18 protein-coding genes are annotated in these 24,015 nt (G+C 51.0%); 6 read left to right on the top strand and 12 right to left on the bottom strand.

Features of this window, described 5'->3' with window-relative positions:
- Window positions 1–42: 42 nt before the first annotated feature.
- Window positions 43–2,985 carry a methyl-accepting chemotaxis protein gene (locus tag D515_RS20400; protein ID WP_002541216.1) on the bottom strand — a complete coding sequence of 981 codons (2,943 nt, stop codon included), beginning with the start codon at window positions 2,983–2,985 and terminating at the stop codon, window positions 43–45.
- A 222-nt stretch (window positions 2,986–3,207) separates the two neighbouring features.
- On the opposite strand from D515_RS20400, the gene D515_RS20405 reads away from it, so the two are divergent.
- The 6 genes from D515_RS20405 to D515_RS20430 all read left to right on the top strand — a co-directional run bounded on the left by D515_RS20405 (window position 3,208) and on the right by D515_RS20430 (window position 13,269).
- Window positions 3,208–3,597 carry a hypothetical protein gene (locus tag D515_RS20405; protein WP_002541217.1) on the top strand — a complete coding sequence of 130 codons (390 nt, stop codon included), beginning with the start codon at window positions 3,208–3,210 and terminating at the stop codon, window positions 3,595–3,597.
- Between the two features lie 441 nt (window positions 3,598–4,038).
- The gene (locus D515_RS20410; protein WP_002541218.1) at window positions 4,039–5,496 is read left to right on the top strand and encodes a circularly permuted type 2 ATP-grasp protein; all 1,458 of its coding nucleotides are present in this window, start codon (window positions 4,039–4,041) and stop codon (window positions 5,494–5,496) included.
- On the top strand, window positions 5,496–6,440 hold the full coding sequence (locus D515_RS20415; protein WP_002541219.1) for an alpha-E domain-containing protein: 945 nt from the start codon (window positions 5,496–5,498) through the stop codon (window positions 6,438–6,440). Before D515_RS20410 ends, D515_RS20415 begins: the two co-directional genes overlap by 1 nt.
- Window positions 6,437–9,754 carry a transglutaminase family protein gene (locus D515_RS20420; protein ID WP_002541220.1) on the top strand — a complete coding sequence of 1,106 codons (3,318 nt, stop codon included), beginning with the start codon at window positions 6,437–6,439 and terminating at the stop codon, window positions 9,752–9,754. The genes D515_RS20415 and D515_RS20420 overlap by 4 nt, the downstream gene beginning before the upstream one ends.
- A 69-nt stretch (window positions 9,755–9,823) precedes the next feature.
- Entirely contained in the window at window positions 9,824–12,391 is a 2,568-nt protein-coding gene (locus D515_RS20425; protein ID WP_002541221.1) for a circularly permuted type 2 ATP-grasp protein, read from the top strand.
- On the top strand, window positions 12,388–13,269 hold the full coding sequence (locus D515_RS20430; RefSeq protein WP_002541222.1) for a transglutaminase family protein: 882 nt from the start codon (window positions 12,388–12,390) through the stop codon (window positions 13,267–13,269). The genes D515_RS20425 and D515_RS20430 overlap by 4 nt, the downstream gene beginning before the upstream one ends.
- Window positions 13,270–13,280: 11 nt before the next feature.
- Here the strand turns inward: D515_RS20430 and D515_RS20435 are convergent, their stop codons facing one another.
- From D515_RS20435 to D515_RS20485, 11 genes are all read right to left on the bottom strand, one after another.
- Window positions 13,281–13,787, bottom strand: a complete 507-nt coding sequence (locus D515_RS20435; protein ID WP_002541223.1) for a DUF2199 domain-containing protein — start codon at window positions 13,785–13,787, stop codon at window positions 13,281–13,283.
- Window positions 13,788–13,985: 198 nt separating this feature from the next.
- On the bottom strand, window positions 13,986–15,017 hold the full coding sequence (locus D515_RS20440; RefSeq protein ID WP_002541224.1) for a YeiH family protein: 1,032 nt from the start codon (window positions 15,015–15,017) through the stop codon (window positions 13,986–13,988).
- A gap of 14 nt (window positions 15,018–15,031) precedes the next feature.
- Window positions 15,032–16,045 (bottom strand): Ldh family oxidoreductase, encoded by a 1,014-nt coding sequence (locus tag D515_RS20445; protein WP_002541225.1) that lies wholly within the window; start codon window positions 16,043–16,045, stop codon window positions 15,032–15,034.
- A gap of 98 nt (window positions 16,046–16,143) precedes the next feature.
- Window positions 16,144–17,313, bottom strand: coding sequence for a UxaA family hydrolase (locus D515_RS20450; protein WP_002541226.1), 1,170 nt, complete (start codon window positions 17,311–17,313; stop codon window positions 16,144–16,146).
- Window positions 17,314–17,315: 2 nt separating this feature from the next.
- Entirely contained in the window at window positions 17,316–17,603 is a 288-nt protein-coding gene (locus D515_RS20455) for a UxaA family hydrolase (protein ID WP_002541227.1), read from the bottom strand.
- Window positions 17,604–17,710: 107 nt separating this feature from the next.
- On the bottom strand, window positions 17,711–18,718 hold the full coding sequence (locus D515_RS20460) for an alcohol dehydrogenase catalytic domain-containing protein (RefSeq protein ID WP_002541228.1): 1,008 nt from the start codon (window positions 18,716–18,718) through the stop codon (window positions 17,711–17,713).
- A gap of 23 nt (window positions 18,719–18,741) precedes the next feature.
- The gene (locus D515_RS20465; RefSeq protein ID WP_002541229.1) at window positions 18,742–19,518 is read right to left on the bottom strand and encodes an SDR family NAD(P)-dependent oxidoreductase; all 777 of its coding nucleotides are present in this window, start codon (window positions 19,516–19,518) and stop codon (window positions 18,742–18,744) included.
- Between the two features lie 21 nt (window positions 19,519–19,539).
- Window positions 19,540–20,844: a histidinol dehydrogenase gene (gene hisD, locus D515_RS20470; protein ID WP_002541231.1), complete on the bottom strand. Its 1,305-nt coding sequence runs from the start codon at window positions 20,842–20,844 to the stop codon at window positions 19,540–19,542.
- A gap of 86 nt (window positions 20,845–20,930) precedes the next feature.
- The gene (locus tag D515_RS20475; protein ID WP_002541233.1) at window positions 20,931–22,241 is read right to left on the bottom strand and encodes a TRAP transporter large permease; all 1,311 of its coding nucleotides are present in this window, start codon (window positions 22,239–22,241) and stop codon (window positions 20,931–20,933) included.
- Window positions 22,242–22,249: 8 nt separating this feature from the next.
- On the bottom strand, window positions 22,250–22,762 hold the full coding sequence (locus D515_RS20480) for a TRAP transporter small permease (protein ID WP_002541234.1): 513 nt from the start codon (window positions 22,760–22,762) through the stop codon (window positions 22,250–22,252).
- A gap of 90 nt (window positions 22,763–22,852) precedes the next feature.
- The gene (locus D515_RS20485) at window positions 22,853–24,007 is read right to left on the bottom strand and encodes a TRAP transporter substrate-binding protein (RefSeq protein ID WP_002541235.1); all 1,155 of its coding nucleotides are present in this window, start codon (window positions 24,005–24,007) and stop codon (window positions 22,853–22,855) included.
- Window positions 24,008–24,015: the final 8 nt, after the last annotated feature.

Raw genomic sequence — 24,015 nt, forward strand, 5'->3', positions numbered from 1 at the left:
AGAATTTTCCGGCTTAAATGATCGATATCGAGACTTGAGGGTCTAATAATTAAATCGACCAATCATACGGTTGAGGTTTTCAGCTTGTTCGTTTACCCCATCCATATTGCTGTTGATGCGATTCAAAATACGCGCGCATTGTTGAATGTTGTCACCCACACCAGTCACCCCTTCTGAGGCTTCCCTGACGCGGTCAAACTGCGCTTTGATAGAGATGTTCACCCGTTCAAAATTGGCACAGACTTCGCTATTCGATTGGGTGATTTTTGATAGCAACTCACCGGACAGATTCACCTTCTCCGCGCCCAACGCGACACGGTTATCAGACTCTTTAATCAATGATGAAATCTCTTTCGCTGCATCAGCGGAGCGTTGGGCCAGATTTCTCACCTCACCGGCTACCACAGAGAATCCACGTCCTTGCTCGCCAGCTCTTGCGGCTTCTACACTGGCATTGAGTGCAAGAAGGTTGGTCTGGAACGCGATCCCTTCGATGGTTTCGATGATGACCTGCATTTTACGGCTGGAATCCGTGATGGACTTCATCGCATCTTCCACTTCTTTCACCAGCACTTCGCTCTCATGGGCGTGGTCCAGTGCCGTTTGGGAGACAGAAACGGAGACTTTGGCGTGATCCAATGTTTCTTCAATATTGCTGCGCATCGCCGCCATGCGCAGCGTGACATCTTTCAAGCCTTTGACTTGCGCATCTAATTGACGATTCAGATCCGACACCTCAGCATTGGTTTCTTCTGATTTGTTGGTGGCGGTTGAGGCAGACGTTTGAATCTCTTGCACCATATACGCCAGGCTAATGATGGTGTCGTTAATGCCTGATTTCAGCTTCTGGTAATCGCCAGTCACTTTATGGTCGAAGGTTTCAGTCAAATCACCTTTGGACAGCTTTTCCAATATCTGTTGAGTGTGGGCGAGGGTGTCATCAATGTTGGTGGCTGATTGATTCACTGCGTTTGCCAATTCGAGCAAATCGCCCGAGACACCTTCTGTCTGGCATCGAGCCGAAAAATCACCTTCTGACACCTGGGCCATGACGGTGACAATATTGGCAATGACCCCGTTAATGGAGGTTGAGGCGCGGTTCACCGCTGTTTTCAATTCGTCCAGTTTACCTGCAGCTTCAATCGACGCCGTTTGTCCGAATTTCCCTTGGCTAATAGATTCCATCACGCCGCAGATGTTAACGATGAAGCCTTCTGTATTGGCAATAGATTGGTTGATGGACTCTTTAAGGGAAGCAAGCTCTCCGGCGGCAGGCGTGGTGATGCGTTTGCTGTAGTCACCGACCTCAAGGGATGACATCACCAGCTTGGCGTCTTTGATAAATGCAGCAGTGGCGCGGGCTGAACTGTTCACCTGTGTTTTCAGTACATCGAGTTGCCCTTTGGCATCTGTAGTCACTTGAGAGCTGAAATCACCTTGTTCGATTTTCGCCATCACGTTACCAATGCCTTTCACGGTGACTTCAATTTCGCTGGCGAATTCATTGATACTGAGTTTGAGTTTCTGCAAATCGCCAGCCATGTCGGAGTTCACGCGCTGTGAGAAGTCGCCTTCAGAAAGGCCTTCCATGGTGTTGGAAATGCTGCCGACGGCAGTGTCTAAAGACGCCAGCATGGTGTTGAGCGCCTCAGCTGCCTGTCCGGTTTCATCTTTGCTGTGCACATTGGCGCGATCAGAAAAACGCCAGCTTTGACGAAGACCAAGAATAAAAGCCGAAAGTTCTTGAATCGGCCTGGCAATAAGTTGGCCAAAGTGTTTGGCAGAAAATAGCACCAAAGCGATAAGCACCAGTGCGACTACAAGATAAATAAGTTGCAGGCCAGTGATGGCTTCCAAGGCTTCGCTGACATCCTGTTCTACGATGATCACCCAATCTGCGTTATCACCAATCTGTATTTTTCTGAACACGGTAAAGACATCGTGATCGCGGTAATTCAATCCATGAATCGCGGTATCAGGAACCTGAGATTGGCTGCTAAGCGCCGTTTCGATCGCTACTGTATTGATGGTTTTGTTATCTCGAAACGCAGATTCGACCGTCATGTCTTCGCTAAGAAAGGTGTCTGAACGCAGTTTGCGGTCAGCGCCGACGATATAAGATTCTCCCGTGGCACCCAGTCCATAGCCTTTGCTCATCACAGTGCTGATCTGCCCAAGTGGCAATTGAACAATCAACGCGGCTTTAGGCACGCCATTCACATACACAGGTGTGGCTGAGAACGCAGCTGGCGCATCGTAAGATGGCAGGTACTGGCTATAGTCATGAAAGACGGTGTCGACTTGCTCGCCATTAAGCAGTTTGCTTTTGAGTGTACGGTACACCTCGCCCAAACCGGAGTTCGCATAAGGACCTTCAATCAGATTGGATGCGAAGTCGATCTCTTTGAAAACGGAGTAGACCACGTCACCGGAAGAGAGGCTCACGAGGAAAATGTCGTAAAAGCCGAAGTTACTCAGGTACTGGCGGAAAGTGGGATGAAACCGCTTATGGGCTTCATCGTAGGGAGTACGCCCAGCCTGACGGAGCTGGTCTTTCTGTCCTATGGGGTAGTGATTCTTCACAATGTAGGCATGCTGCAACGCAATCATGGTCGCGTTGGCGCCTTCCATCAGTGCGTCGGTCTCTAATGTCGAGTCTGTTTCAAATTGATAGGTCTTGGCAAAGCCATCTTCATAAAACGCTGCGAGTTCTTGCATCTTTTGCTGGGTGCTTTCTTCTGGATACTCGCGAAAGGCTTCCAGAAAAGGCGTAATGGCGTTCACTGTCAGCGGATTTTGGGCAATGCTTTTTAATACTGCGTTGGAGTTTTGAAAGTAAAGCTCGACCGAATCTGCCTTTAACTGAGCAATGGCTTGAAGGGATTCACTTTTCTGCTGTTCGATGGAATTGGACGAGCTGTAGAGACCGATAAACGCTGTAATGATGGTGGGTACCAGACCAATCAAACAGAGGATGACGGTCATCTTCTTTACGAGTGCATAATCCTCAAATTGTCGTTTCCAATTTTCGAGCACAGGTCGCCCCCTCCGAGTCAAATCAGTGTCGCATTGTTAAGAGTGTAGGAAGAAAACCCGCTACTGTGTAATTAGACAGGCACAATAGTTAATGAATTTTCAGTAACATGCGCGGTCTTATGGATAGATTCAAATTGAGAGTTTTTATCAGTGAGTGAAAAATCTTCCGACATGGACAAGAATTACGCGATTCTGAACAAGCCACTTTCCTTCGTCATCCTGATGTTGGGCATGACATTTGGCGTGCTAAACCTGCAGTTAGTGCTGGGGGGCGAAGAGCATAGCATTTGGATGAATGCCTTGTATGGTTTTCTGGCGTTTGTCGGCATTTTTGTTTCTTTGTTCTGGGTGTTTGATTCGAAAAATACCCGTGTGACCGACGAGTATGTTGAGAAGGGTAAAAATCGAATTCACTGGCGTGAGGTCACAAGCTCTAAATCGAATGACTTTTCTATTGTCATTTCTGCTGGCGAGAAACGTATTGTGGTGAATTATTATGCCTACCGAGACCCGGAAGGCTTGATGAAGGAAATCCAGTCCAGATTGCCCGTGAAAGATTAAATGCCTCTTTGCAGGGAAATGGCGGTAAACTGATTAAAAAATGAACAATTGAAAGAATGGCAGTAAAAGCCAACTTAATTGCACCTTATTGGGGCAGAACCTCTCTCCTAAAACGTTTTCGGTCAACTAATATCCTAAAATATCTGACTTTGTTCGCCCGATGATAAGGGCGTTATTTGTCATTTATTGCCGATTAATGGCGCATATTTGTTTAGCCATCAGAAAGTCCCTATTCCTTTCATGTGTAGACTATATATGCCGACAAAAGTGATTCATTAATGAGTCTTGTGTGCTTTTGCTAAGTGCTTTGTCCAAATGGTTAGTCGATCGCCTTGAAAAACATGCAAAAAATCAGAATAAAATCGCGAAATTCGTCAAGTTTTCACAATAAGGATGGGCGTAGAGTCAGATAGGTGGATCGCAAAAAAAGGAAGAACCGCCATGAGTGATTTGATGACGATGTACGACAGTGGAGAGTTCTTCGACGAACTGGTGGACAGTAAAGGAAATTACCGCGTTTCCTCTGACCGATTGATTAGATACCTAGAAGATCTTTCAACGGATGAACTGGAAAAACGCAAGCAGGCGGCTGAAGCCACCATTGAGGACATGGGCATCAGCTTTACCGTATATACAGATGAAGGAAACATAGACCGGGCCTGGCCTTTCGATATTATTCCCCGAACCATAGATGCTGACGATTGGGCCATCGCAGAAAAAGGACTCAAGCAACGACTCACCGCACTCAACCGCTTTATCGACGACCTCTACCACGATCAAAACTGCATTAAAGACGGCATTATCCCCGCTCATATCATCGAAGAATCCAAAAACTTCAGACCAGAATGCGTCGGTGTTTCGCCACCATACGGTGTTTGGGCACACATTTGTGGCACCGATTTGGTGCGCGCGGGTGATGGCGAATTCTATGTTCTGGAAGACAACCTCCGCGTTCCGTCCGGCGTTTCCTATATGCTGGAAAACCGTGCTGTCACTAAACGTGTGTTGCCGGAGTTGTTCGAGAATGATGACATTCTTCCCATCGACGCTTACACGTCTGAGCTTTTCCAAACATTGAAAGCGCTGTCGCCGCGCAAAGTGAAGCAGCCAGAAATCGTCGTACTGACACCGGGCATCTATAACTCCGCGTATTTTGAGCATGCTTTCCTTGCCCAACAAATGGGTGCTGAGCTGGTGGAGGGTAACGATCTCTTTGTCGACGACAACGACTGCGTGTACATGAAAACCATTCATGGACCCGAGCGTGTCGATGTCATCTATCGCCGTATCGACGATGAGTTTATCGACCCGGAAGTGTTCAACAAAGACTCTATGCTGGGTGTGCCGGGCTTGATGCGTGCATGGAAAGCCGGAAACGTAGCGCTGGCTAATGCTCCGGGCGCAGGTGTGGCAGACGACAAAGTGGTTTATGCCTACGTGCCGGAATTGATTCGTTACTACCTCAATGAAGAGCCGATTCTGCCGAATGTGGAAACCTTCCTGTGTGAAGACAAAGAACAGCGCGAATATGTGCTGGCAAACCTCGACAAGTTGGTAGTGAAACCCGCTAATGAATCAGGCGGTTATGGCATGCTGGTGGGACCGCACTCCACCAAAAAAGATCAGGAACTCTTTGCCAAACTGATTCAAGAAAACCCACGTAATTACATTGCACAACCTACCTTAAAACTCTCAACGGCACCGACGCTGGTGGGACGCGGAAAACTGGAACCGCGCCATCTCGATTTACGTCCGTTCATCCTGCAAAGCAAGAAAACCTATGTCACTACCGGTGGATTAACCCGCGTCGCCATGAAGAAAGGCTCGCTGGTGGTCAACTCGTCACAAGGTGGCGGCAGTAAAGACACATGGATTGTTAGAACAAAAGGAGCGAAGTGATGCTATCGAGAGTTGCAGAACGCCTGTTTTGGAGTGCGCGCTATCTGGAGCGCGTAGAGAACATCGCCCGCTTGGTGAGCGTGTACGATGAAGTGTTGTTTGATCTGCCACGCGACGTGAAAGTTTCTTGGTACAACCTGATTGAAATAAATGGCTGCGTCGAAGAATTCGGCGCTATCTATAAAGATCAGGGTGAGAAAAACGTCATGCGCTTTCTGCTGGCGAAAGAAGATAACCCAAGTTCGTTGTTGTCTTCCTTGCTAATGGTGAAAGAAAACATCCGCACCACGCGTGACGTAGTTCCGGAAGAAATGTGGGAGCTGATCAACGAGCTTTGCCAGTACGCAAAGAACAACATTCAGCAAGGCATCAACCGCTCGAATCGCCACGCCTATCTGAATGCGATCATCGAGAGTTGCCAAAAAATCAATGGATTGCTGGCAGACACAATGAGCCGTGACGAAAGCTGGAGCTTTAATGTGATGGGGCGCTATACCGAAAGGGCAGACATGTGCACGCGCATTCTGGATTCAGCGGTCATCATCTCCGTCAACGCCTTGCCCGAAGAGAAAGTGGTATTGGACCAAGCCATTTGGTCGAAGGTACTGAAATCGCAAAGTGGCTATTTGACCTGTCAGCGCACCATGAAAACGGGCATAGATAGTGTGGTGGCGTGTCAGTTCCTGCTGGGTGACCAAAACTTTCCACGTTCGCTGAAATTCTGCCTGCGCCAAATCAAAACCGCGTCGACTTACCTGCCACGCTATGAAGCGGTTGCTGAGTCTGCGGAAGCGCTGCGAGCCAAAACCTACGAGGTGGAAAGCGAGGACGATATCAACCTGTCTCTCAGTGAGTATCTCAATGATATCCAGTTGGCGCTTATCGATCTGCAAAGCCAGATCCGCGATACCTGGTTTGATTTCAAACACGGAGAGGCTGCATGACAATTCGCGTTGCGATCCAACATAAAACGTCGTACGAGTTTGATCGCGATGTCCATGTCTCGCCGCATATTCTGCGGCTGAGGCCTGCGCCTCATTCGCGTACCCACATTCATGCTTACTCTCTGAAAGTCACGCCGGAAGATCATTTTATCAACTGGCAGCAAGACCCGTTTGGTAACTATCAGGCGCGCTTGGTGTTCCCTGAGAAGACGCGCAAGTTGGAATTTGAAGTGGAAGTGATCGCCGATATGACGGTCATTAATCCCTTCGACTTCTTTATTGAGGAATACGCCGAGCATTACCCGTTCAAATATGATGCGCTGTTACTCGAAGAGCTCTCGCCGTATCTGAAAACATCCGAAGATTGCCCTGAGCTTGATAAATGGATGGCGGCGATTGACCGGAGTGAAACGCCAATCGTTAATTTCCTTGTTGGCTTAAACAGCCAACTGGCAAATGAAATCAGCTATGGCATTCGCCTTGAACCGGGCGTGCAAACCTGTCAGGAAACACTGACGCTGAAGAAAGGTTCCTGCCGTGATACCTCATGGCTGTTGGTGCAAATCCTTCGCCGATTAGGATTGGCGGCGCGTTTTGCCTCGGGATACTTGGTTCAGCTTACTGCTGATGTGAAAGCCCTTGATGGCCCTTCTGGCCCTGAAGAAGACTTCACCGATCTCCACGCCTGGTGTGAAGTCTATTTGCCTGGTGCAGGCTGGGTAGGACTGGATCCAACCAGTGGTCTGCTTGCCGGAGAAGGGCACATTCCACTGGCTTGTACCGCAGATCCCATCTCCGCTGCGCCAATTACAGGTGGCACAGACAAATGTGAAGTCACCTTTGATTACAGCAATACGGTCACGCGCATCCATGAAGACCCTCGGGTCACCAAACCTTATAGCGATGATGAATGGGAAAACATCAAAGCGCTGGGAAATGCAGTAGATGCTGAGCTGGAAGCAGGAGATGTGCGCCTGACCATGGGCGGTGAGCCGACGTTTGTCTCTGTTGATGATATGGATTCGGACCAGTGGAACACCAAAGCACTGGGTGACGACAAACTGCGTCTGGCAAAAGATCTGCTGATTCGCTTGAAAGATGAATTCGCCACTCACGCCATGCTGCATTATGGGCAGGGCAAGTGGTATCCCGGTGAGGAGCTTCCGCGCTGGGCGCTGGGTTGTTTCTGGCGCACTGATGGTGAAGCGCTGTGGCGCGATCCGGCATTGCTTGCCCGCGTCGATAAAGATTATGGGCATGACATTCAAGACGCAGAGCGTTTCAGTAAAACACTGAGTCAATCCTTGGGGCTGTCTTCTATGTTTGTTCAGCCAAGCTTTGAAGACTCGCTCTATTATCTTTGGCTGGAGCGGGGTTTGCCGGATGGCGTGAACCCGAAGAAAGCCAAACTCACGGATGATCTCGAAAGACGCCGCCTTGCCAACATACTCAGCAAAGGCTTAGAGAGCGTGACGGGCTATATCCTGCCCATCGCCCATTCCGGTTCGGGCTGGTACAGCTCCAAATGGCCGATGCGTTCTGACGTGATCACCTTGGTACCGGGCGATAGCCCAATGGGGTTCCGCCTTCCGCTCGAATCTTTACCCGCTACGACGCCGGAAGAAATCATTCCAGAACGTGATCCGTTTGAACCGCGAGAAGAGCTGCCTGTTTACTCTCAAGAAAATATCTCACCGGAAGATGCGGATGCACCAAAGCGGTATGTCAGTGTGGTTCGCACCGCGATTTGTGTGGAACCAAGGCATGGCAGGCTGCATGTGTTTATGCCGCCGATGAACACGCTGGAAGAGTATGTTGAACTGATTCATCACGTCGAAGAAACGGCGAAGAAGCTGGAATTGCCGGTGGTGATTGAAGGCTATGAGCCTCCGAAAGATCACCGTTTACAGAAGTTCCTGATCACGCCAGACCCGGGTGTGATTGAAGTGAATATTCATCCTTCCCGTAGCTGGAACGAGCTGGTTGAGAATACCGAAACCTTGTATCAGGCCGCCCATGAATGTCGCCTTGGCGCAGAAAAGTTCATGTTGGATGGTCGCCATACAGGAACCGGGGGCGGGAACCATATTACTTTGGGTGGCGTCACGCCTGCTGACAGTCCGTTTCTGCGCCGTCCGGATTTGCTGCGCAGCTTCGTCAACTATTGGCAGCATCATCCGGGGCTTTCTTACTTGTTCTCTGGCATGTTTATCGGCCCAACCAGTCAGGCACCGCGTGCAGATGAAGGGCGTGATGAAGCCTTGTATGAGATGGAAATCGCCTTCCAGAACTTCCCTGATGGCTTGGTCGACCAACCTTGGCTCGCAGACAGACTAATGCGAAACCTGCTGGTGGACATTACCGGTAATACTCACCGCGCGGAGTTCTGTATCGACAAGCTTTATGCTGCAGGTACAGCGAGTGGACGACAAGGGCTGCTCGAATTCCGCGGGTTTGAAATGCCGCCTCATGCACGCATGTCTCTGGTACAAAACCTGCTGATTCGCTGTCTGGCTGCGAGGTTCTGGAAAGCGCCGTATCACAAGCCATTGGTGCGCTGGGGCACCTCGCTTCACGATAAATTCATGATGCCGCACTTTGTGTGGGAAGACATCAAAGAGGTGGTGGACGATCTTCAGCAGCATGGTTTCCCGTTCAAGCTGGAATGGCTCGCGCCGTTTGAAGAATTCAGGTTCCCGCATTACGGTCGATTACAGCTGGATGATATGGAAATCGAAATCCGCTGGGCGATAGAACCCTGGCATGTATTGGGCGAAGAAGTGACTCAATCCGGTACCAGCAGGTATGTGGATTCGTCGGTCGAGCGTATTCAGATCAAACTGAGTGGACTCACAGACTCGCGTTATATGCTGACCTGTAATGGTCGCCGTGTGCCGCTTCGCCCGACAGGCAGACAAGGGGAGTTTGTTGCTGCTGTGCGTTATCGTGCTTGGTCACCACCTTCCGCGCTTCACCCGACATTGGGTGTGGATGCGCCTTTGGTTTTTGATTTGGTGGATACCTGGAACGGTTTGTCGGTCGGTGGTTGTACCTACCATGTCAGTCACCCAGGTGGACGTAACTACGATACCTTCCCGGTGAATGGCAACGAAGCGGAAGGACGCCGTATTACGCGTTTCAATGACGATGGCTTTACGCAGGGGCCGCTGATGCCGCCTCCAGCCTTTGATGCATTGCGTAGGTTCTATCCGAATGAAGAGGTTGCCAAGCCTATGTCTCCTCAGAAGGAGGAGGTGAGCTTTGAGTATCCGAATACCTTAGATTTGAGAAAACGGAACACTAGAGTGAGCTGAATTCCCGACTGTTAGTTTGAATGAGGTATCCTTCGTTACGAAGAAAACAGGAAGGTTTCTAAAACAACAATGATGAATGACTCAGATACTGAGCTTGAAGGGGCGGTTTCGCCCCTCACTTATCTTCAGCAAGGCAATGGAGACGCCTTTGATGAAGTTTACGAAGGGAACAAAAAAGTCCGTGCGCATTGGGAGCCGATTCTCTCCCATTTTTCCGGGCTTCGCGCCGAAAGGTTAGACGAACTGCATCGCCGCGCGCAGCGTATTCTGCGTGATGATGGGGCGACGTACGATCTGAAAAACGATCCCTTGTCGCCAGATGTCTGGTCGCTGGATATTCTCCCCAATGTGATCGACGCTGAGGCATGGCAACAGGTTGAAGCCGGACTTAGCCAGCGAGCGGAGTTGTTTAACCGCATCCTGAAGGACATATACGGTGAACAACGGCTGATCAAAGAAGGCATCATCCCGCCTGAAATTGTCTTTAGTCACCCTGATTTTATTCGGGAGTGTTACGGCATCCGTATGCCGGGCGAAAAACACCTTATCCTGCAAGCGACGGATTTAATCCGCGACAGTTCCGGTCACTTTGTGGCGATTGGTGACCAGACGCAGACGCCAGCAGGAATGGGGTATGCGCTGGAAAACCGTTCGGTGATTTCCCGCGTTCACTCCAAAATCTTCCGCCACAGTTATGTAAAACGCCACTCGAGTTTCTTCCAAACGCTGCGAAATACGCTGACAGAGCTGGCCGCTCACAAAACCGATGACCCGAAGATTGTGGTTCTCACACCAGGTTCTTCCAGCAGCAGCTATTACGAACATACTTATCTCGCGAACTACTTAGGCTATCCCTTGGTGCAAGGCGGGGATTTAACTGTCCGAAACGGGAAAGTCTGGTTGAAGTCTATCAACGGCCTATCACCCGTGGATGTGATTCTGCGTCGAACAGACGATAACGACTGTGATCAGGTCGAACTCAGTGCCTTTTCTATGTATGGGATTCCAGGGTTGTTGGAAGCGGTACGCAGCGGGAATGTGATTCTGGCGAACCCGCTAGGTAGCGCTGTGTTGGAATCGCCAGCCTTGATGTCTTTCCTGCCAAAGCTGTGTGAGTTTTACCTCAATGAGCCATTGAAGCTCGAGAACGTTGCTTCTTATTGGTGTGGTCATCCAGATGCGTTGGCATACGTTGAAACCCATCTGGATTCCTTGATTATTAAACCCGCGTACCGTCGCTCCCAAGGCATGTCTGTTTATGGTCACAGCCTCGACGAAGCGGGAAAGCAGGTCATTCTGGCGAAGATCCGTGAAAATCCGAATAACTATGTGGCGCAAAGTTATGTGCCGGGTTCATTGATCCCTGTTTGGTGTGACGGTTCGCTGGAAAGCCGTCCAAGCCTCTTGAAAGCGTTCAGTGTGGCAGATGGGGAAAGCTATGCAGTGATGCCGGGCGGTTTGAGCCGTGTGGCGGATGCGCAGGATGATTATGTCGTCACCCACCTTTCTGGTTCCCGCAGCAAAGACTTCTGGATTACCGCAGACAAACCTGACCACACTCACCAGTCATTGCTAGAGCGTGCGGGCTTTGAACTTGTGCAGGAAGGCAACCTGCCTAGCCGTGTGGTCGATAACTTCTTCTGGTTTGGTCGTTACGCCGAACGCGCAGAAATGAGCATTCGCCTTATCCGGGTGGTGTTCAAGCAGCTAAGTGGTTTGGAGCTTCTGGAGACTGAAAGCCGGGATACGTTGCTAAAAGCGGTTTCTCTGCAAACCCGCTGTTTACCGGGCTTCACGGAAGGTGATGAAGACCTTCTCGAAAGTCCAGAAGGTGAACTGGCAGACTTGGTGACCAGTGGCAATCGTGTCGGTTCCATCAAGTCAAACCTCTTGGCGATGCTGGCTTGTGGCGAGCAGGTGAGGGAACGTCTGTCGGCGGATACCCGCATCATCCTTAACCGCCTGCGTGACAACCTCTACGAAATCGACCGTGCTTTCATGAATGGTTTACCGGAAGCACCGGAGGAGTCGTTGGACGGATTGGTCACGTCGCTGCTGGCGCTTTCCGGTTTAAGCAATGAAAGTATGTTGCGTGGACACGACTGGTTGTTCCTGCAAATGGGGCAACGCACAGAGCGTGCGATTCAGACCGTTACCTTGTTGAAATCCACGCTGGTGGAGCAGTTGCCAAGCCTGCCGCAACAACAGGTGTTGGAGTCGGTATTACTGAGCGTGGAAGCGCTGATCTCATTCCGTCGCAGATACCGCACTAAAGCGCGAGTGCCTTTTGGTCTCGATCTGCTGATGATTGACCGCACCAACCCAAGGGCGCTGGTGTACCAAATCGAAAGGCTTCGCGAATTCCTCGACATGTTACCTAAGCATCAGTCTTACGTTCCGGGTGGCTGGACACCTGAAAACCGCGTGATCCTCAAAACCCTGAGTGACATTCAACAGGTCGACCTCAATGCGCTATCAACAGCTAACGAAGACAATCGACGCGAAGCGCTTGAAGCGCAATTGAACAGCGTCAGTGCGAATCTGGAACAGTTCACATCACTCATCGCAGACAAGTACTTCGACCACACCGCTGGACCGCAACAGCTCATCAAACCTAAATGGAAATTGGACGTATGAAATTCCGGGTCCAACATAAAACAACCTACTCCTACAGTGCGCCTGTGACGCTTTGCTACAACATGGCGCACCTTGTGCCGCGCGATACTGATAATCAGCGTTGTTATAACCACTGGCTGAATGTGACGCCTTCGCCTGTTTACCAAAACGAAGGTGTGGATTACTACGGCAACAAGACGTTTTACTTCTCGATTCAGGAACCGCACCAGACATTGACGATTGACGTTGTCAGTTATCTGGATGTTCAGCCGACGCCATGGAGCGAAATGATTGATACTCACGCGCTAACCTGCGGCGAGTTGAGGAATATTCTAAAACGTACAGAGAACGAGGAAGCCAGAATGGCGAGTGAGTTTGTGTCGGATTCAGCACAAATCCAGCGTTCGGACAATCTTGCTGCTTTCGTTGATGAGTTGTTTCAAGACGATCAACCCGTGCTGAAAGCCACCATGGCGTTGACCAGCAAAATCTTCAATGAATTCACCTTCGATCCCGCTGCGACGGATGTCACCACGCCACCAGAGCAAGTGCTGGAGCAAAAGCGCGGCGTTTGTCAGGACTACGCCCAACTCGCGATTGGCTGCCTACGCTCGGTGGGTCTCGCTGCTCGCTATATGAGCGGTTACATCGAAACTTTGCCGCCTCCTGGACAGGAAAGGCTTGTGGGCGCAGATGCCTCTCACGCCTGGTTCGCGATTTTCGTCCCTGATGTGGGCTGGGTGGAGTTCGATCCGACGAACAACCTGATCGCTAGCGACCAACATATCGTGACAGGATGGGGCAGGGATTATGCTGATATCACACCGCTACAAGGTGTGGTATTTGAAGGTGGTGACATCCACAGCCTAAGCGTGGCTGTGGATGTGGTGAGGATTTAGTTACAGGCCACTCAACCATGCATGCAGATCTCAGCAATTTTCTGGGCTTTTTCGATGCTGATGCCATGAGTAAAGTCTTCATAAAGCTCATGTTTGGTTTCATGCAAAGTTAAGGTGGGTCGTTGTCCATCGGGTTGTGGTGCCACATCGGTGGCAAGAGAATGAGTGCTTTCATAATAAGGGAGGCGATTGCAGAACCATCCAAAATACCCCATGCCATCTTCGGGTTCGTCCCAAGTGGCAATGTAGTGGTCGTAACTCTTTTCGCTAAGAGATACCCACACTCCCCACATAAAAGGGTCTGTCGCGCCATGAATTGGGATCTCTAAAATGACCCTTGCGAAATAGTGGTAACCGTCTTCATCTTTGTAGTAGCAGAGGTCATCTCCCAGCTTACCTGCTTCTCTAACTTCTTCTGGTTGATCAAGCCAAGGGTCAGGTGCACGATACGCGAAGCTTGGAGAGCCTTCATGTATTTCTTCGCAGCTTGAACACTTAAAACTGAATATACCGGCCATATCAAATTCCCATCCCAAGTATCTCCGGATTTACTTAAAAGTATCTAATATCAGATCTTAGCGGTCATACGTTTTTAAAAAAGTCGCCAACGTCAAAACTGATTTCCTTCAACGTTTTCTGCACCGTACAGAAGACATTATGTGCAGATTACGTTGAAGGAAGTTACAGCAAGATTGGGATTTAGATTTTATGGGCTGCTAGAAGAACCAATAAATCCCAACTAATACCCAAGCTGCAATGGCGACAGTTTCAATCACCACCATCAGAATCGGCTCGTAGCCGATGGTGAAGAGCTTCTTCACAGAGGTTTTAATCCCCAAGGCAGCAACTGCCGAAACCAGACACCAGGATGAGAGTCCTGATAGGGTGTTGGTCACGCCAACCGGCAGGATATGAGCGCTGTTAATGGCGACACAAATACAGAAGCCGACAACGAAAAACGGAAGCAGTGGGATATCGGCTTTCTCACTGTCTTTGTCGGGGTGGCTTCGGAAGTAAAGGGAAATCACCAGAATCACGGGAACCAGTAACGCCACGCGCAGCAGTTTAGTGATGGTGGCGAACTCACCGGCTTGTGGGGAAATAGAATAGCCCGCACCAACAACCTGTGCGACGTCGTGAATGGTCCCGCCGATGAAAATACCAGCCAGTCGGTCATCAAAGCCTAAAAGGTTAACGAAGATGGGGTAGATGACCATAGCAATGGTGCTGAATGCGGTGACCGCGATAACCGTGAACAGCGTGTTGCGCTCACTGAACGGGTGTTTGGGTAGAACGGCCGAAATGGCCAGCGCAGCAGATGCGCCACAGATAGCGACTGAGCCACCCGTCAACACACCAAACTGAATGCGGCGGCCGAGAATTTTCGCCACTAACATGCCGATAGAAATAGTGAGCGCAATACCAAGCGCTACCCAGACCAACACTTCCCAGCCGAGAGAAGTCATTTCTTCCACCGTGATGCGAAGACCAAGTAACGCCACGCCAAATCGGAGTACTTTTTTGGCGGCAAACTCTACGCCTGCCTGACACTTGGAATCATCAGCGAGAAAGTGAAACGCAATGCCCAGCAAAAGGGCAAACAGCATTTGCGGTGCACCATAATGTGCAGCGAGAAAGGTGGCTGCAGCAGCAACGGTGACGGAAAGTAAAAGACCAGGCGCAAGGGTACGGGCACTTTGGCTCAGTGATTGCCAATTAGGGAGACGTTGTTTTAATTGTGATTGCATGAATAACTTCCATGTTATTGATTATTTGATAGTTGAGCTAATTCCCGCAGTCCTTTTATGGTGGCATCGGAGAGGTGTAACCCTTCTTTGAGCACGCGTTCACGGCGGACAATTCGACGTTGTCCGGGCAAGCGAACACCCTCCTGCTCACACATGGTGTTGAGGAGTAACTCAAGGCGTTCAGCAAATTGTGTTCCAGAAACAGAAGTGTCGATGGCAATGACGGCGTGACCGATTGCGGGCGGCTCTCCCTCGGTATCGAAGAAGTTTGAAGCTTCAAAGCCATAAAGCGCGCTGGTGAGGCTTGCCGAGAGAATCTCTACCATCAGCGCTAAAGCTGCCCCTTTGGCATCACCAATCGGTAGCATGGAGCCTTTTACAGCAGCATCGGCATCGGTAGTGGGCCTGCCTTGGGCATCAATCGCCCAACCTTCTGGAATAGATTCGCCATTCTTTCTAGCGACTAACACTTTACCTCGGGCTACTTTGCTCAAGCTCATGTCAATGACCAGCGGCGGTGCGCCGTCACGCGGGCAGGCAAATGCGATAGGGTTAGTGCCAAAGAGGGCTTTTTTTCCACCCCAAGGCGCAATAGCGCTCGGGCTGTTTGAAAACACTAAGGCGATACAACCTTGTTTGGCGATTCGCTCTGCGTGAAATCCGGCCTGTCCAAAATGGTGCGATCGATTCACTGTGGCTAACGCAATACCTTGGGCTTTTGCCATGGCGGGAAGCAGGGATACGAGCTTGTCCATAGCAGGAAAGGCAAAACCGAGTTCTGCATTGATATGACAAACTGCGGGTTTTGGGGTATCCACCTTAGGGGTCGCATCACCCATCACTTTTCCGCATTTTACCTGCTCAATGTAGGCCGCAAGACGGGCGAGTCCGTGACCTGATTGACCATCGATTTCAGCCTGAATCAAGGCATTGGCGACAGATTTGGCATTAGCTGACGAAACGCCAGCGTTTTCCAGCGCTTGTGCGGTCAGGGATTTAGCTTCCGAAGGGTCGATAAACACAGGCATAACTGGCTCCTGCGATTGGGGTAAGGAAAAGGACGCTGGGTTTCCCCAGCGTCGGTCTTGCTGTATCAAATGATTGCCGCGCCGAATAAGCGAAATGCTTATGCGCTTCGATACAGTTTGGTCAGAACGAACTCGCGGTGACCAAGCGCTTCCGCTGCCGTTGCACGGCCATTTGCGGTGCGCAGCGTCATGTCGATCAGCGCATCACCCGCCGTGTCGAGATTCAGCTCACGGCGCAGAATGCCAGAAACGTCCACGTCGATGTGCTCACCCATAGTACGCACGGTACGTGGGTTCGCAGTGATTTTGATAACCGGCACAATAGGGTTACCAATGACGTTGCCTTGCCCTGTTGGGAACAGGTGAACCGCGAAGCCTGCAGCTGCCTGCAGCGTCACACACTCTGCCGCCGCAGAAGAGGTATCCATGAAGTACAGACCTGGGCCTGCTTCTGGGCGCTCTGCTGGGGTCAGAACATCAACGAACTGCGTGGTTTTACCGATCTTCTGGTAGTTACCAAACGCCTTCTCTTCGATGGTGGTCAGGCCGCCTTCGATGTTGCCTTTGGTTGGCTGGCTGTCAGACAGGTCAGACGTTTTGTGTGGTTCGATAACTTCGTCCATGTATGCCTGCCAAGTGTCCAGGAACTTCTGTCCAACTTCCGGGCTCACTGCACGGGTCTTACAGATTTGCTCTGCACCGGTCAGCTCTGATGTTTCACCGAAACACAGCGTTGCGCCCTCTGCTGAGAACTTGTCACACAGGTTACCCACGGTTGGGTTCGCTGCCAGACCAGATGTGGTGTCAGATTCGCCACACTTCATTGAAACCCACAGCTCGCTCACGTCGCACTCTTCGCGGGTCAGTTCGCTCGCGTAATGAACGTATTCTTTCGCTACGCGGGAAGCGGCAGCAATCGTGTTGATGTCACCGTTTTGCTCAATCGCAAAGCCTTGTACAGGCTTGCCAGAAGCTTTGATGCCTTCAACCACACGGCTGGTCCAGCCCGGTTCGATACCGATAACCACAACCGCAGCCACGTTCGGGTTGCAACCTGTACCAATCAGGGTACGGAAGTGCAGCTCCAAATCTTCACCAAATTGCAGGCGGCCATACGGGTGTGGCAGCGCCAGAGTGCCTTTGATGTTGTTAGCAACAGCTTCACATGCTGCGTTAGACAGATCGTCCAATGGCAGAATGATGACGTGATTGCGCACACCGACACGGCCATTTTCGCGGCGGTAGCCCATAAATGTGTATTTGCTCATGGTTACCACCTCTTGGTTTTCACATTGTGTACGTGTACGTGACCGCCTTTCGCGATGTCTGCGACAGCTTTACCGATATCGTTGTCATACTTGAGAATGGTGTCGCCGTCTTTAATGTCGCTCAGCGCCACTTTGTGGCCGAGAGGGATTGCGTCCAGCGCGAGTACTTCGATGGTGGCATCTGTGTCCATCACCCATCCGGTTAGCGTTTGGCCTGCTTCGAGGCCCTCGACCACAATCACGCCGACAGTGTCAGACGAGTCATGGACGAGAAAGTCCGGTGCTTGCATTTTCATCTCCTTTTGAATCAAGGTTTAAAACTTACTTCCATATATCCTTGGCGTGGCTGGCATACAGCTTGGGCAATCTGGTTCACCAACCTTGCCTCGGTGTTTGTTTACCCTTCGGGGAGCAGCACCACTTTTGCAGCGGCGATACGTCCGTTAAGTAAATCGTCAAAAGCGTTCGCTCCATCACTAAGCGGGCGCTCCTGAATCCAGTCCAGTGCGCCAAGCGCACCGTTATGCATGGCTTCTAGCGTCGCTTTGAAGTCCTGCATGGTGTAGGTGTAACTGCCTGCGAAGGTGACTTCCTGAAGGGTGAACTTACGAACATCCAGTCCTTCCAGACTGTCTTGCAGTCCCACATGAATGATCACGCCACCGGGTTTAACCGCCGCTGATGCACCCATTCGTGTGTGTTTGTTGCCCACGCAATCCACGACGAGATCCATGGTGTTCTCGCCGACGACCTGATCGGTCAGCGGATCGAAAACAGTGGCGACATTGGCCTTTTCCACGGTTTCACGGCGTAGGGCATTGGTTTCTGCCAGATAGATTTGTTTGCAGCCTTGTGCAGCAAGAGAAAGCGCGGCTGCAAGCCCAACGGCACCACCGCCATAAACCAATGCTTTGCTTTCCACCAAAGGACGTTTGCTGAGCTCTGCGCCTTTGGTGACGGCGTGCCAGCCCGTGGCGATAGGTTCAACCAGTGATGCTGTGCTGAGTGACATGCCATCCGGTACTAGCACCAGATTGCGTTTGGGAATCGCAATAAATTCGGCGAATGCGCCTTCACGAGGCGGCATGGAAATGATCTCTCGCGATTGGCATTGGTTCGTATGGCCTGTCAGGCAGTAATCGCATTTTCCACAGCTGACCAGTGGATTGATGACCACAGCTTTTTGGTCCCATTCACCACCGTGGACGATGCCTGCTCCTTCATGCCCGAGGATCAGCGGGGCAGGGCGGCGCTCGTCGTGGCCGAGGTAAGCGTGCAAGTCAGACCCACAAATTCCGACAGCACGGATCTCGACCAGCACTTCGTCTTCACGTGGTGTCGGCATTTCCTCGTTTCGGTAGGTCATTTGGTTTGGACCTGTGTAAACCAGCGCTTTCATATCCATGATTGTTATTCCTTACTGCTTGCCTATTTCGCGGTGTAACCGCCATCAAGAGAAATCATCTGACCTGAGATGTAATCCGAGGCTTTGGATGCCAAAAACACCGTCAGTCCATCGAAGTCGCTCAGCTCTCCATTGCGCCCAACCGCTGTCATTGATGCGTGGTGCTTGGAGAGGGAATCGTCACTGAACACTTTTTCTGTCAGTGGTGTTTGGAAGAACCCAGGTGCAATAGCATTGGTGGTAATGCCTTCCTTTGACCAGGCTTCCGCCATTGCCCTTGTCAGCTGCGCCACACCACCTTTTGATGCGCCATAGGGAATTGAATTGGCAAAGGCGCGATAGCTTTGCAGCGAGCCGATATTGATGATTTTTCCACGGCCTTTTTCCCGCATGCCTGGCAAGCAGGCTTTGGCGAGAAAGAAGGGAACAGACAGATTGAGGTTTAATGTCATGTCCCAACTTTCCAGCGTGATGTCATCGGCTGGTTGGCGCAGGTTGACGCCAGCGGCATTCACCAGAATGTCTGGCGCGCCGAAGTGTGATGACACCTTTTCAATGAATCGGGGCAGCGTTTCGCGCTTGTTAAGGTCAACGGTTTCGATGGCGGCGTCTCCGCCTTCACCGGCAATGGCGACCGCCGTTTGTGCCAGTGTTTCTGCGTGGCGTCCGGAGAGCACCACTTTTGCGCCCGCTTTGGCGAGGGCATAAGCCATGCGTTGTCCGATACCGGAACCCGCTCCCGTCACCAATGCGACTTGACCTTCAAGGTTGAATAGTTGATTTATCATGCTGCCCGTCATCTCAGTCCCTCTTCGTTTTACTTACTCTGGCTGCAGGTTGAACTGCTCATCAGGGAAGTATTTCGCGAGTCGTGCATCACCGGTTTTCGCGTGTGCTTCCATGCCTTCAAGGCGGGAAATACGCGCAGTCACCTGTGCCACATCTTTGCTCGCTTCCTTTGTGGAGCGCTGATAGGTCACCACCTTGATGAACTTGCCCGCACTCAGGCCGCCGGTGTACTTGGCAGCGCCTTTGGTTGGCAGGATGTGGTTTGGCCCAGAAGTTTTATCGCCAAATGCCACATTGGTTTCTTCGCCAAGGAAGAGGGAGCCGTAGTTGCGCAGGTTTTGCAGCCACCAATCCAGATCTTCAGCGTGTACTTCGAGGTGCTCAGAGGCGTATTCGTCGCTGACTTTTACGGCTTCTTCTTTGGTGTCGACAAGAATGACTTCGCCATAATCACGCCATGCAGCTTCTGCTGATTTGCTGTTGAGCTCTGGCAGATCTGCAATTAACTCAGGCAGACGTTTCATGACTTTCTCAGCCAACTCTTCTGAGTCCGTTAGCAGCCAAGCCGGGGTATTAGGACCGTGCTCTGCCTGACCCACTAAATCCACAGCGACCAGTTCTGGATCGGCGTCTGCGTCTGCAATCACCATGACTTCAGAAGGCCCTGCGAACATGTCGATACCCACACGGCCATAAAGCTGGCGTTTGGCTTCAGCAACGAACTGGTTACCCGGACCAACAAGAATGTCGGCCGGGTGGCCAGTGAACTGACCGAATGCCATGGCAGCGATGCCTTGGACGCCACCCAAGTTCAGGATGGTGTCAGCACCACACAGGCTTAGGGTGTAAAGAATGGCAGGATGGATACCGCCTTCACGGCCCGGAGGTGAACACGCTATAACATGGTCAACGCCCGCCACTTTTGCAGTGGTCACAGACATAATTGCTGATGCAATGTGTGAGTAGCGGCCACCTGGCACATAACAGCCTGCGGCTTGCATAGGGATCAAACGCTGACCTGCAAACAAGCCCGGCGAAAGTTCAGTTTCAAATTCACTCAAGCTGTCTAACTGTGCCTGAGCGAAGTCGCGAACGCGCTCATAGGCAAATTGAATATCCTTCTTCAATTGCTCTGGTACTTTCGCTGCTGCCGCGTCGATGTCTTCCTGAGAGACGACAATGTCGCCATGCCAGTTGTCGAATTTACGTGTGTACTCGATGCAGGTTTCTTCTCCACCCTGCTCGATATCCTTGAGCATGTCCGCCACGATTGCGCGAACATCGTCTTCACCTGTTGCAGCAGTTTTTTCTGCTTTTTTCAGATACTTAACAGCCATGTCGATAATTTCCTCGTTAAATTTTGGGCGCAACTTCCCTGTCTGGCTTGTCGGCAACAAGCCAGGGAAGGGTTAGATACGTTGGGTTAGTCGAGTGCCCAGAGCGACAATTCGGGGATAAATGCCAGTAGCAATACCACCGTTAACATGGATATGACGTAGGGCCCCGATCGCGCGGCAATCTTCAGAACCGAGGTCCCCGTTAATCCGGATACAACAAAGAGGTTCAGCCCAAGTGGCGGTGTGATGAAGCCGACACCCAGTGCGGTAACCATCATGATGCAGAACTGCACATCTTCCATGCCGATCTCACGTGCCAGTGGCAGCAGGATTGGCGATAAAATCAGAATGTTTGGCGTGGTTTCCATAAAGCAGCCTGAGATGATCAAAATACCAATCATGATCAGAATCAGTGCTGTGCGACTATCGGTAAACGATGTCATGGTTTCCACGAAAGCCTGTGGTACATCGAGCGCAGCCAGAGTCTGTGCCAATGGCAGGCTCAGCGCAATAATGGGCAGAATGACGCCGTTTACTTTGGCTGAACTTTCCAACATTTTTGGGAAATCGCTGATTTTCAGCGTGCCCTGGAAAAGACCGATAATGATGGTGATAACCACAGCCACTGCGGCTGCTTCTGTTGGAGTGAACACACCTGAGTAAATACCACCAAGGATGATGACAGGTACTAACAGGGCATAGCGCGCATCAACCACTACAGAAAACCAGCGCTTGATTGAGAAGCCTTGTCTGGCGTTCTCATAACCGTAGATACGGTTCATTACCACGTTAGTCATCATGATGGCGAACATGACCATCACGCCCGGTACTGCGGCCGCCAAGAACAGCGTCGACGCGGAAATACCCAACACCAGACCGATAATGATGTAAGCAATTGACGGCGGGATCAGGATGCCAGTACAGGCACCTGCCGCGACCAGCGCACAGGCATAAGGCTTTGGATAACCCTGCGCCACCAGACGGTCAATGGTCATTCGGCCTACTGCTGCTGCACCTGCCGCATCCGAACCTGAGATACAGGCGAAGAAACCACAGCCTAAAACAGTTGCACTACCAAAACCTGCTCTCGCGCCACCAACACTGGCTTCTGCCACGTCAAGGAGCTTGTTCGAGAGACCGGTTCTCACCAGAACATCACCTGTCAGGATAAAAAGTGGGACGGCAATCAGCGCGAAGGCATCAATACCGTCGAACAGAGATTCACCAAACAAGGACAGAGGTAGCACTTCGGTGATAAATAAGAGGGCTATTGAGCCCAAACCCAGTGATACCCATACCGGTACCGCAAGTGCGATGAGTACCAGCATGGCAATAACAGGGCCATAGAATTCCCAGCCAAGATCGACGGAGACCTGTTGCGAGTAATAATTCAGCATGAGACCTCCTAATCAAACAGCTTGTTGCCTTCGAACACAGGCGTATTCTGTGTGAGGCTGCGGATATCCCGGCGCATAGACTGCATCAGTCGGAATATCATCATGGAGAATCCCAGCGGAACAGCGGCAAGAAACCAAGCCTGACTGATCCCCAAACCATGGGTCACAGACCCAAATTTCATTGATATTTCAATAGGGTGGATTGACCAATAGAGCGCGAATAATGCGACAACCAGTGTGGCGACATCCCCAAGCAGATAAATGGCTGCCTTGCCTCGGTTGGGCAGGTAATGCAGCAAGACATCAATACGTATGTGCGCGCGCTCTTTTACGGCCGCGGATGCACCGACCCACGCCAGATAAATAAAGGCATACCTTGCAACTTCTTCGCCCCAAATGGAGGAATAGCTGAAGACAAAGCGTCTCAGTACTTCCATGGCGATGGTAATGACGATGGTGGTGTAGAAGAACAACAGCAACCAGCGCTCACCGTTTTCGTCGATTTGTTTTAAGAAATTCATTGCGTTCGTCCAACGTCCGTTTCAGAGAGAGTGGGAGCCATTTGGGTGCGCTAGGAGAAACGTCCACCCAAATGGCGGTTTACTCAGCTATTAAACGTCGTGAACGAATGGACCTTTGTTTTCGTTCGCCGCTGCGAGCAGCTTGTCGAATGCCGCTTTAGAGCCGGCAAGTTCGTTTTTGAACGATTCCCAAGCGGGTAGCTGGTGTCCGGCTTTGTCAGCCCACAACTTCATTTCGTCATCAGTTGGCGCATAGAACTGCACACCAGCACGGCTCAGTTCAGCCATGGCATAGGCACGTGCAGCAGGGACTTTTGCCAAGTTTTGCAACGAGGTGACTTCACTGGCGAACTCAATACCTTCCTGAATGTGGCCCGGTAGGCTGTTAAACCACTCTAAGTTACAAGAGAAGACTTGTGAGTCTGGTACTGAGCGGTTGAAGGTGACCCAGGAAAGCACATCCTTGAAGCCGAAGACATTCAGCGCTTCTACCGAAGGGTCAAGGGCATCTGCCACGCCTTGTTTGATTGCTGACGGTGTTTCACCCCAGGCAACTGGCGTCGGGTTTGCGCCCAACAGACGGTAGAACTGCTGAAGGATTTTCGAACCCGGTACACGGAATTTGATGCCTTCCATTTGATCTGGGGTTTTGATTGGACCTTCAAGACCATTACGAATCGCGACAACGCGTGGGTCGATCACCACATACCAAAGCGGTTTGAAGCCTTTCGCCTCTACTTTCGGGTGGATTTCGTTCTTCCAAGCGTCAGACGTTACCAGATTGACGAACTTCTGGTTCTCACCACACCAGTAAGGGATGTTGATGAGATCGACAGCAGGTGCAAACGGTGCAAAGTTAGAGAGAGAGTGTTGCGCGGCCTGAATGGTACCTGCCTGTACTTTTTGCGCTAATGCGCCACCCGCACCCAGTTGACCACCCGGTGCCAGTTTTACGTAAACTTCACCGTTGGTCATGTTCTGGATGTTTTCTTTGAAATCCAGCTGCATGATAGGGTAGCTGCGGGATGCACCAATGATGTATGCCGTAGCAATCGTCATGGTGTATTTAGCTCGCTTCTGTCGTTCTTTTTCTTCATTAGCCGCAGCGTGTGCGGTGGTTGAGGTCAACAAGGCCCCCGAGGCACCTGCGACGACAGCTGCCGTAAAACCTGCTTTTTTTGCAATTTCCAGGAAACGGCGACGCTCTGCACTTTGTGGGGAGTCATCCTTATGGTGAACAGACATATATCTAC

It is taken from the genome of Grimontia indica, from assembly GCF_000333895.2.
Lineage (GTDB): Bacteria > Pseudomonadota > Gammaproteobacteria > Enterobacterales > Vibrionaceae > Enterovibrio > Enterovibrio indicus.

Coding starts and splice junctions, on each gene's coding strand:
- D515_RS20450 (WP_002541226.1), bottom strand. CDS start 17,313: ATGAGCAAATACACATTTATGGGCTACCGCCGCGAAAATGGCCGTGTC.
- D515_RS20465 (WP_002541229.1), bottom strand. CDS start 19,518: ATGACGGGCAGCATGATAAATCAACTATTCAACCTTGAAGGTCAAGTC.
- hisD (WP_002541231.1), bottom strand. CDS start 20,844: ATGGCTGTTAAGTATCTGAAAAAAGCAGAAAAAACTGCTGCAACAGGT.
- D515_RS20435 (WP_002541223.1), bottom strand. CDS start 13,787: ATGGCCGGTATATTCAGTTTTAAGTGTTCAAGCTGCGAAGAAATACAT.
- D515_RS20460 (WP_002541228.1), bottom strand. CDS start 18,718: ATGGATATGAAAGCGCTGGTTTACACAGGTCCAAACCAAATGACCTAC.
- D515_RS20440 (WP_002541224.1), bottom strand. CDS start 15,017: ATGCAATCACAATTAAAACAACGTCTCCCTAATTGGCAATCACTGAGC.
- D515_RS20420 (WP_002541220.1), top strand. CDS start 6,437: ATGACAATTCGCGTTGCGATCCAACATAAAACGTCGTACGAGTTTGAT.
- D515_RS20480 (WP_002541234.1), bottom strand. CDS start 22,762: ATGAATTTCTTAAAACAAATCGACGAAAACGGTGAGCGCTGGTTGCTG.
- D515_RS20485 (WP_002541235.1), bottom strand. CDS start 24,007: ATGTCTGTTCACCATAAGGATGACTCCCCACAAAGTGCAGAGCGTCGC.
- D515_RS20445 (WP_002541225.1), bottom strand. CDS start 16,045: ATGCCTGTGTTTATCGACCCTTCGGAAGCTAAATCCCTGACCGCACAA.
- D515_RS20455 (WP_002541227.1), bottom strand. CDS start 17,603: ATGCAAGCACCGGACTTTCTCGTCCATGACTCGTCTGACACTGTCGGC.
- D515_RS20405 (WP_002541217.1), top strand. CDS start 3,208: ATGGACAAGAATTACGCGATTCTGAACAAGCCACTTTCCTTCGTCATC.
- D515_RS20410 (WP_002541218.1), top strand. CDS start 4,039: ATGAGTGATTTGATGACGATGTACGACAGTGGAGAGTTCTTCGACGAA.
- D515_RS20425 (WP_002541221.1), top strand. CDS start 9,824: ATGATGAATGACTCAGATACTGAGCTTGAAGGGGCGGTTTCGCCCCTC.
- D515_RS20430 (WP_002541222.1), top strand. CDS start 12,388: ATGAAATTCCGGGTCCAACATAAAACAACCTACTCCTACAGTGCGCCT.
- D515_RS20475 (WP_002541233.1), bottom strand. CDS start 22,241: ATGCTGAATTATTACTCGCAACAGGTCTCCGTCGATCTTGGCTGGGAA.
- D515_RS20400 (WP_002541216.1), bottom strand. CDS start 2,985: ATGACCGTCATCCTCTGTTTGATTGGTCTGGTACCCACCATCATTACA.
- D515_RS20415 (WP_002541219.1), top strand. CDS start 5,496: ATGCTATCGAGAGTTGCAGAACGCCTGTTTTGGAGTGCGCGCTATCTG.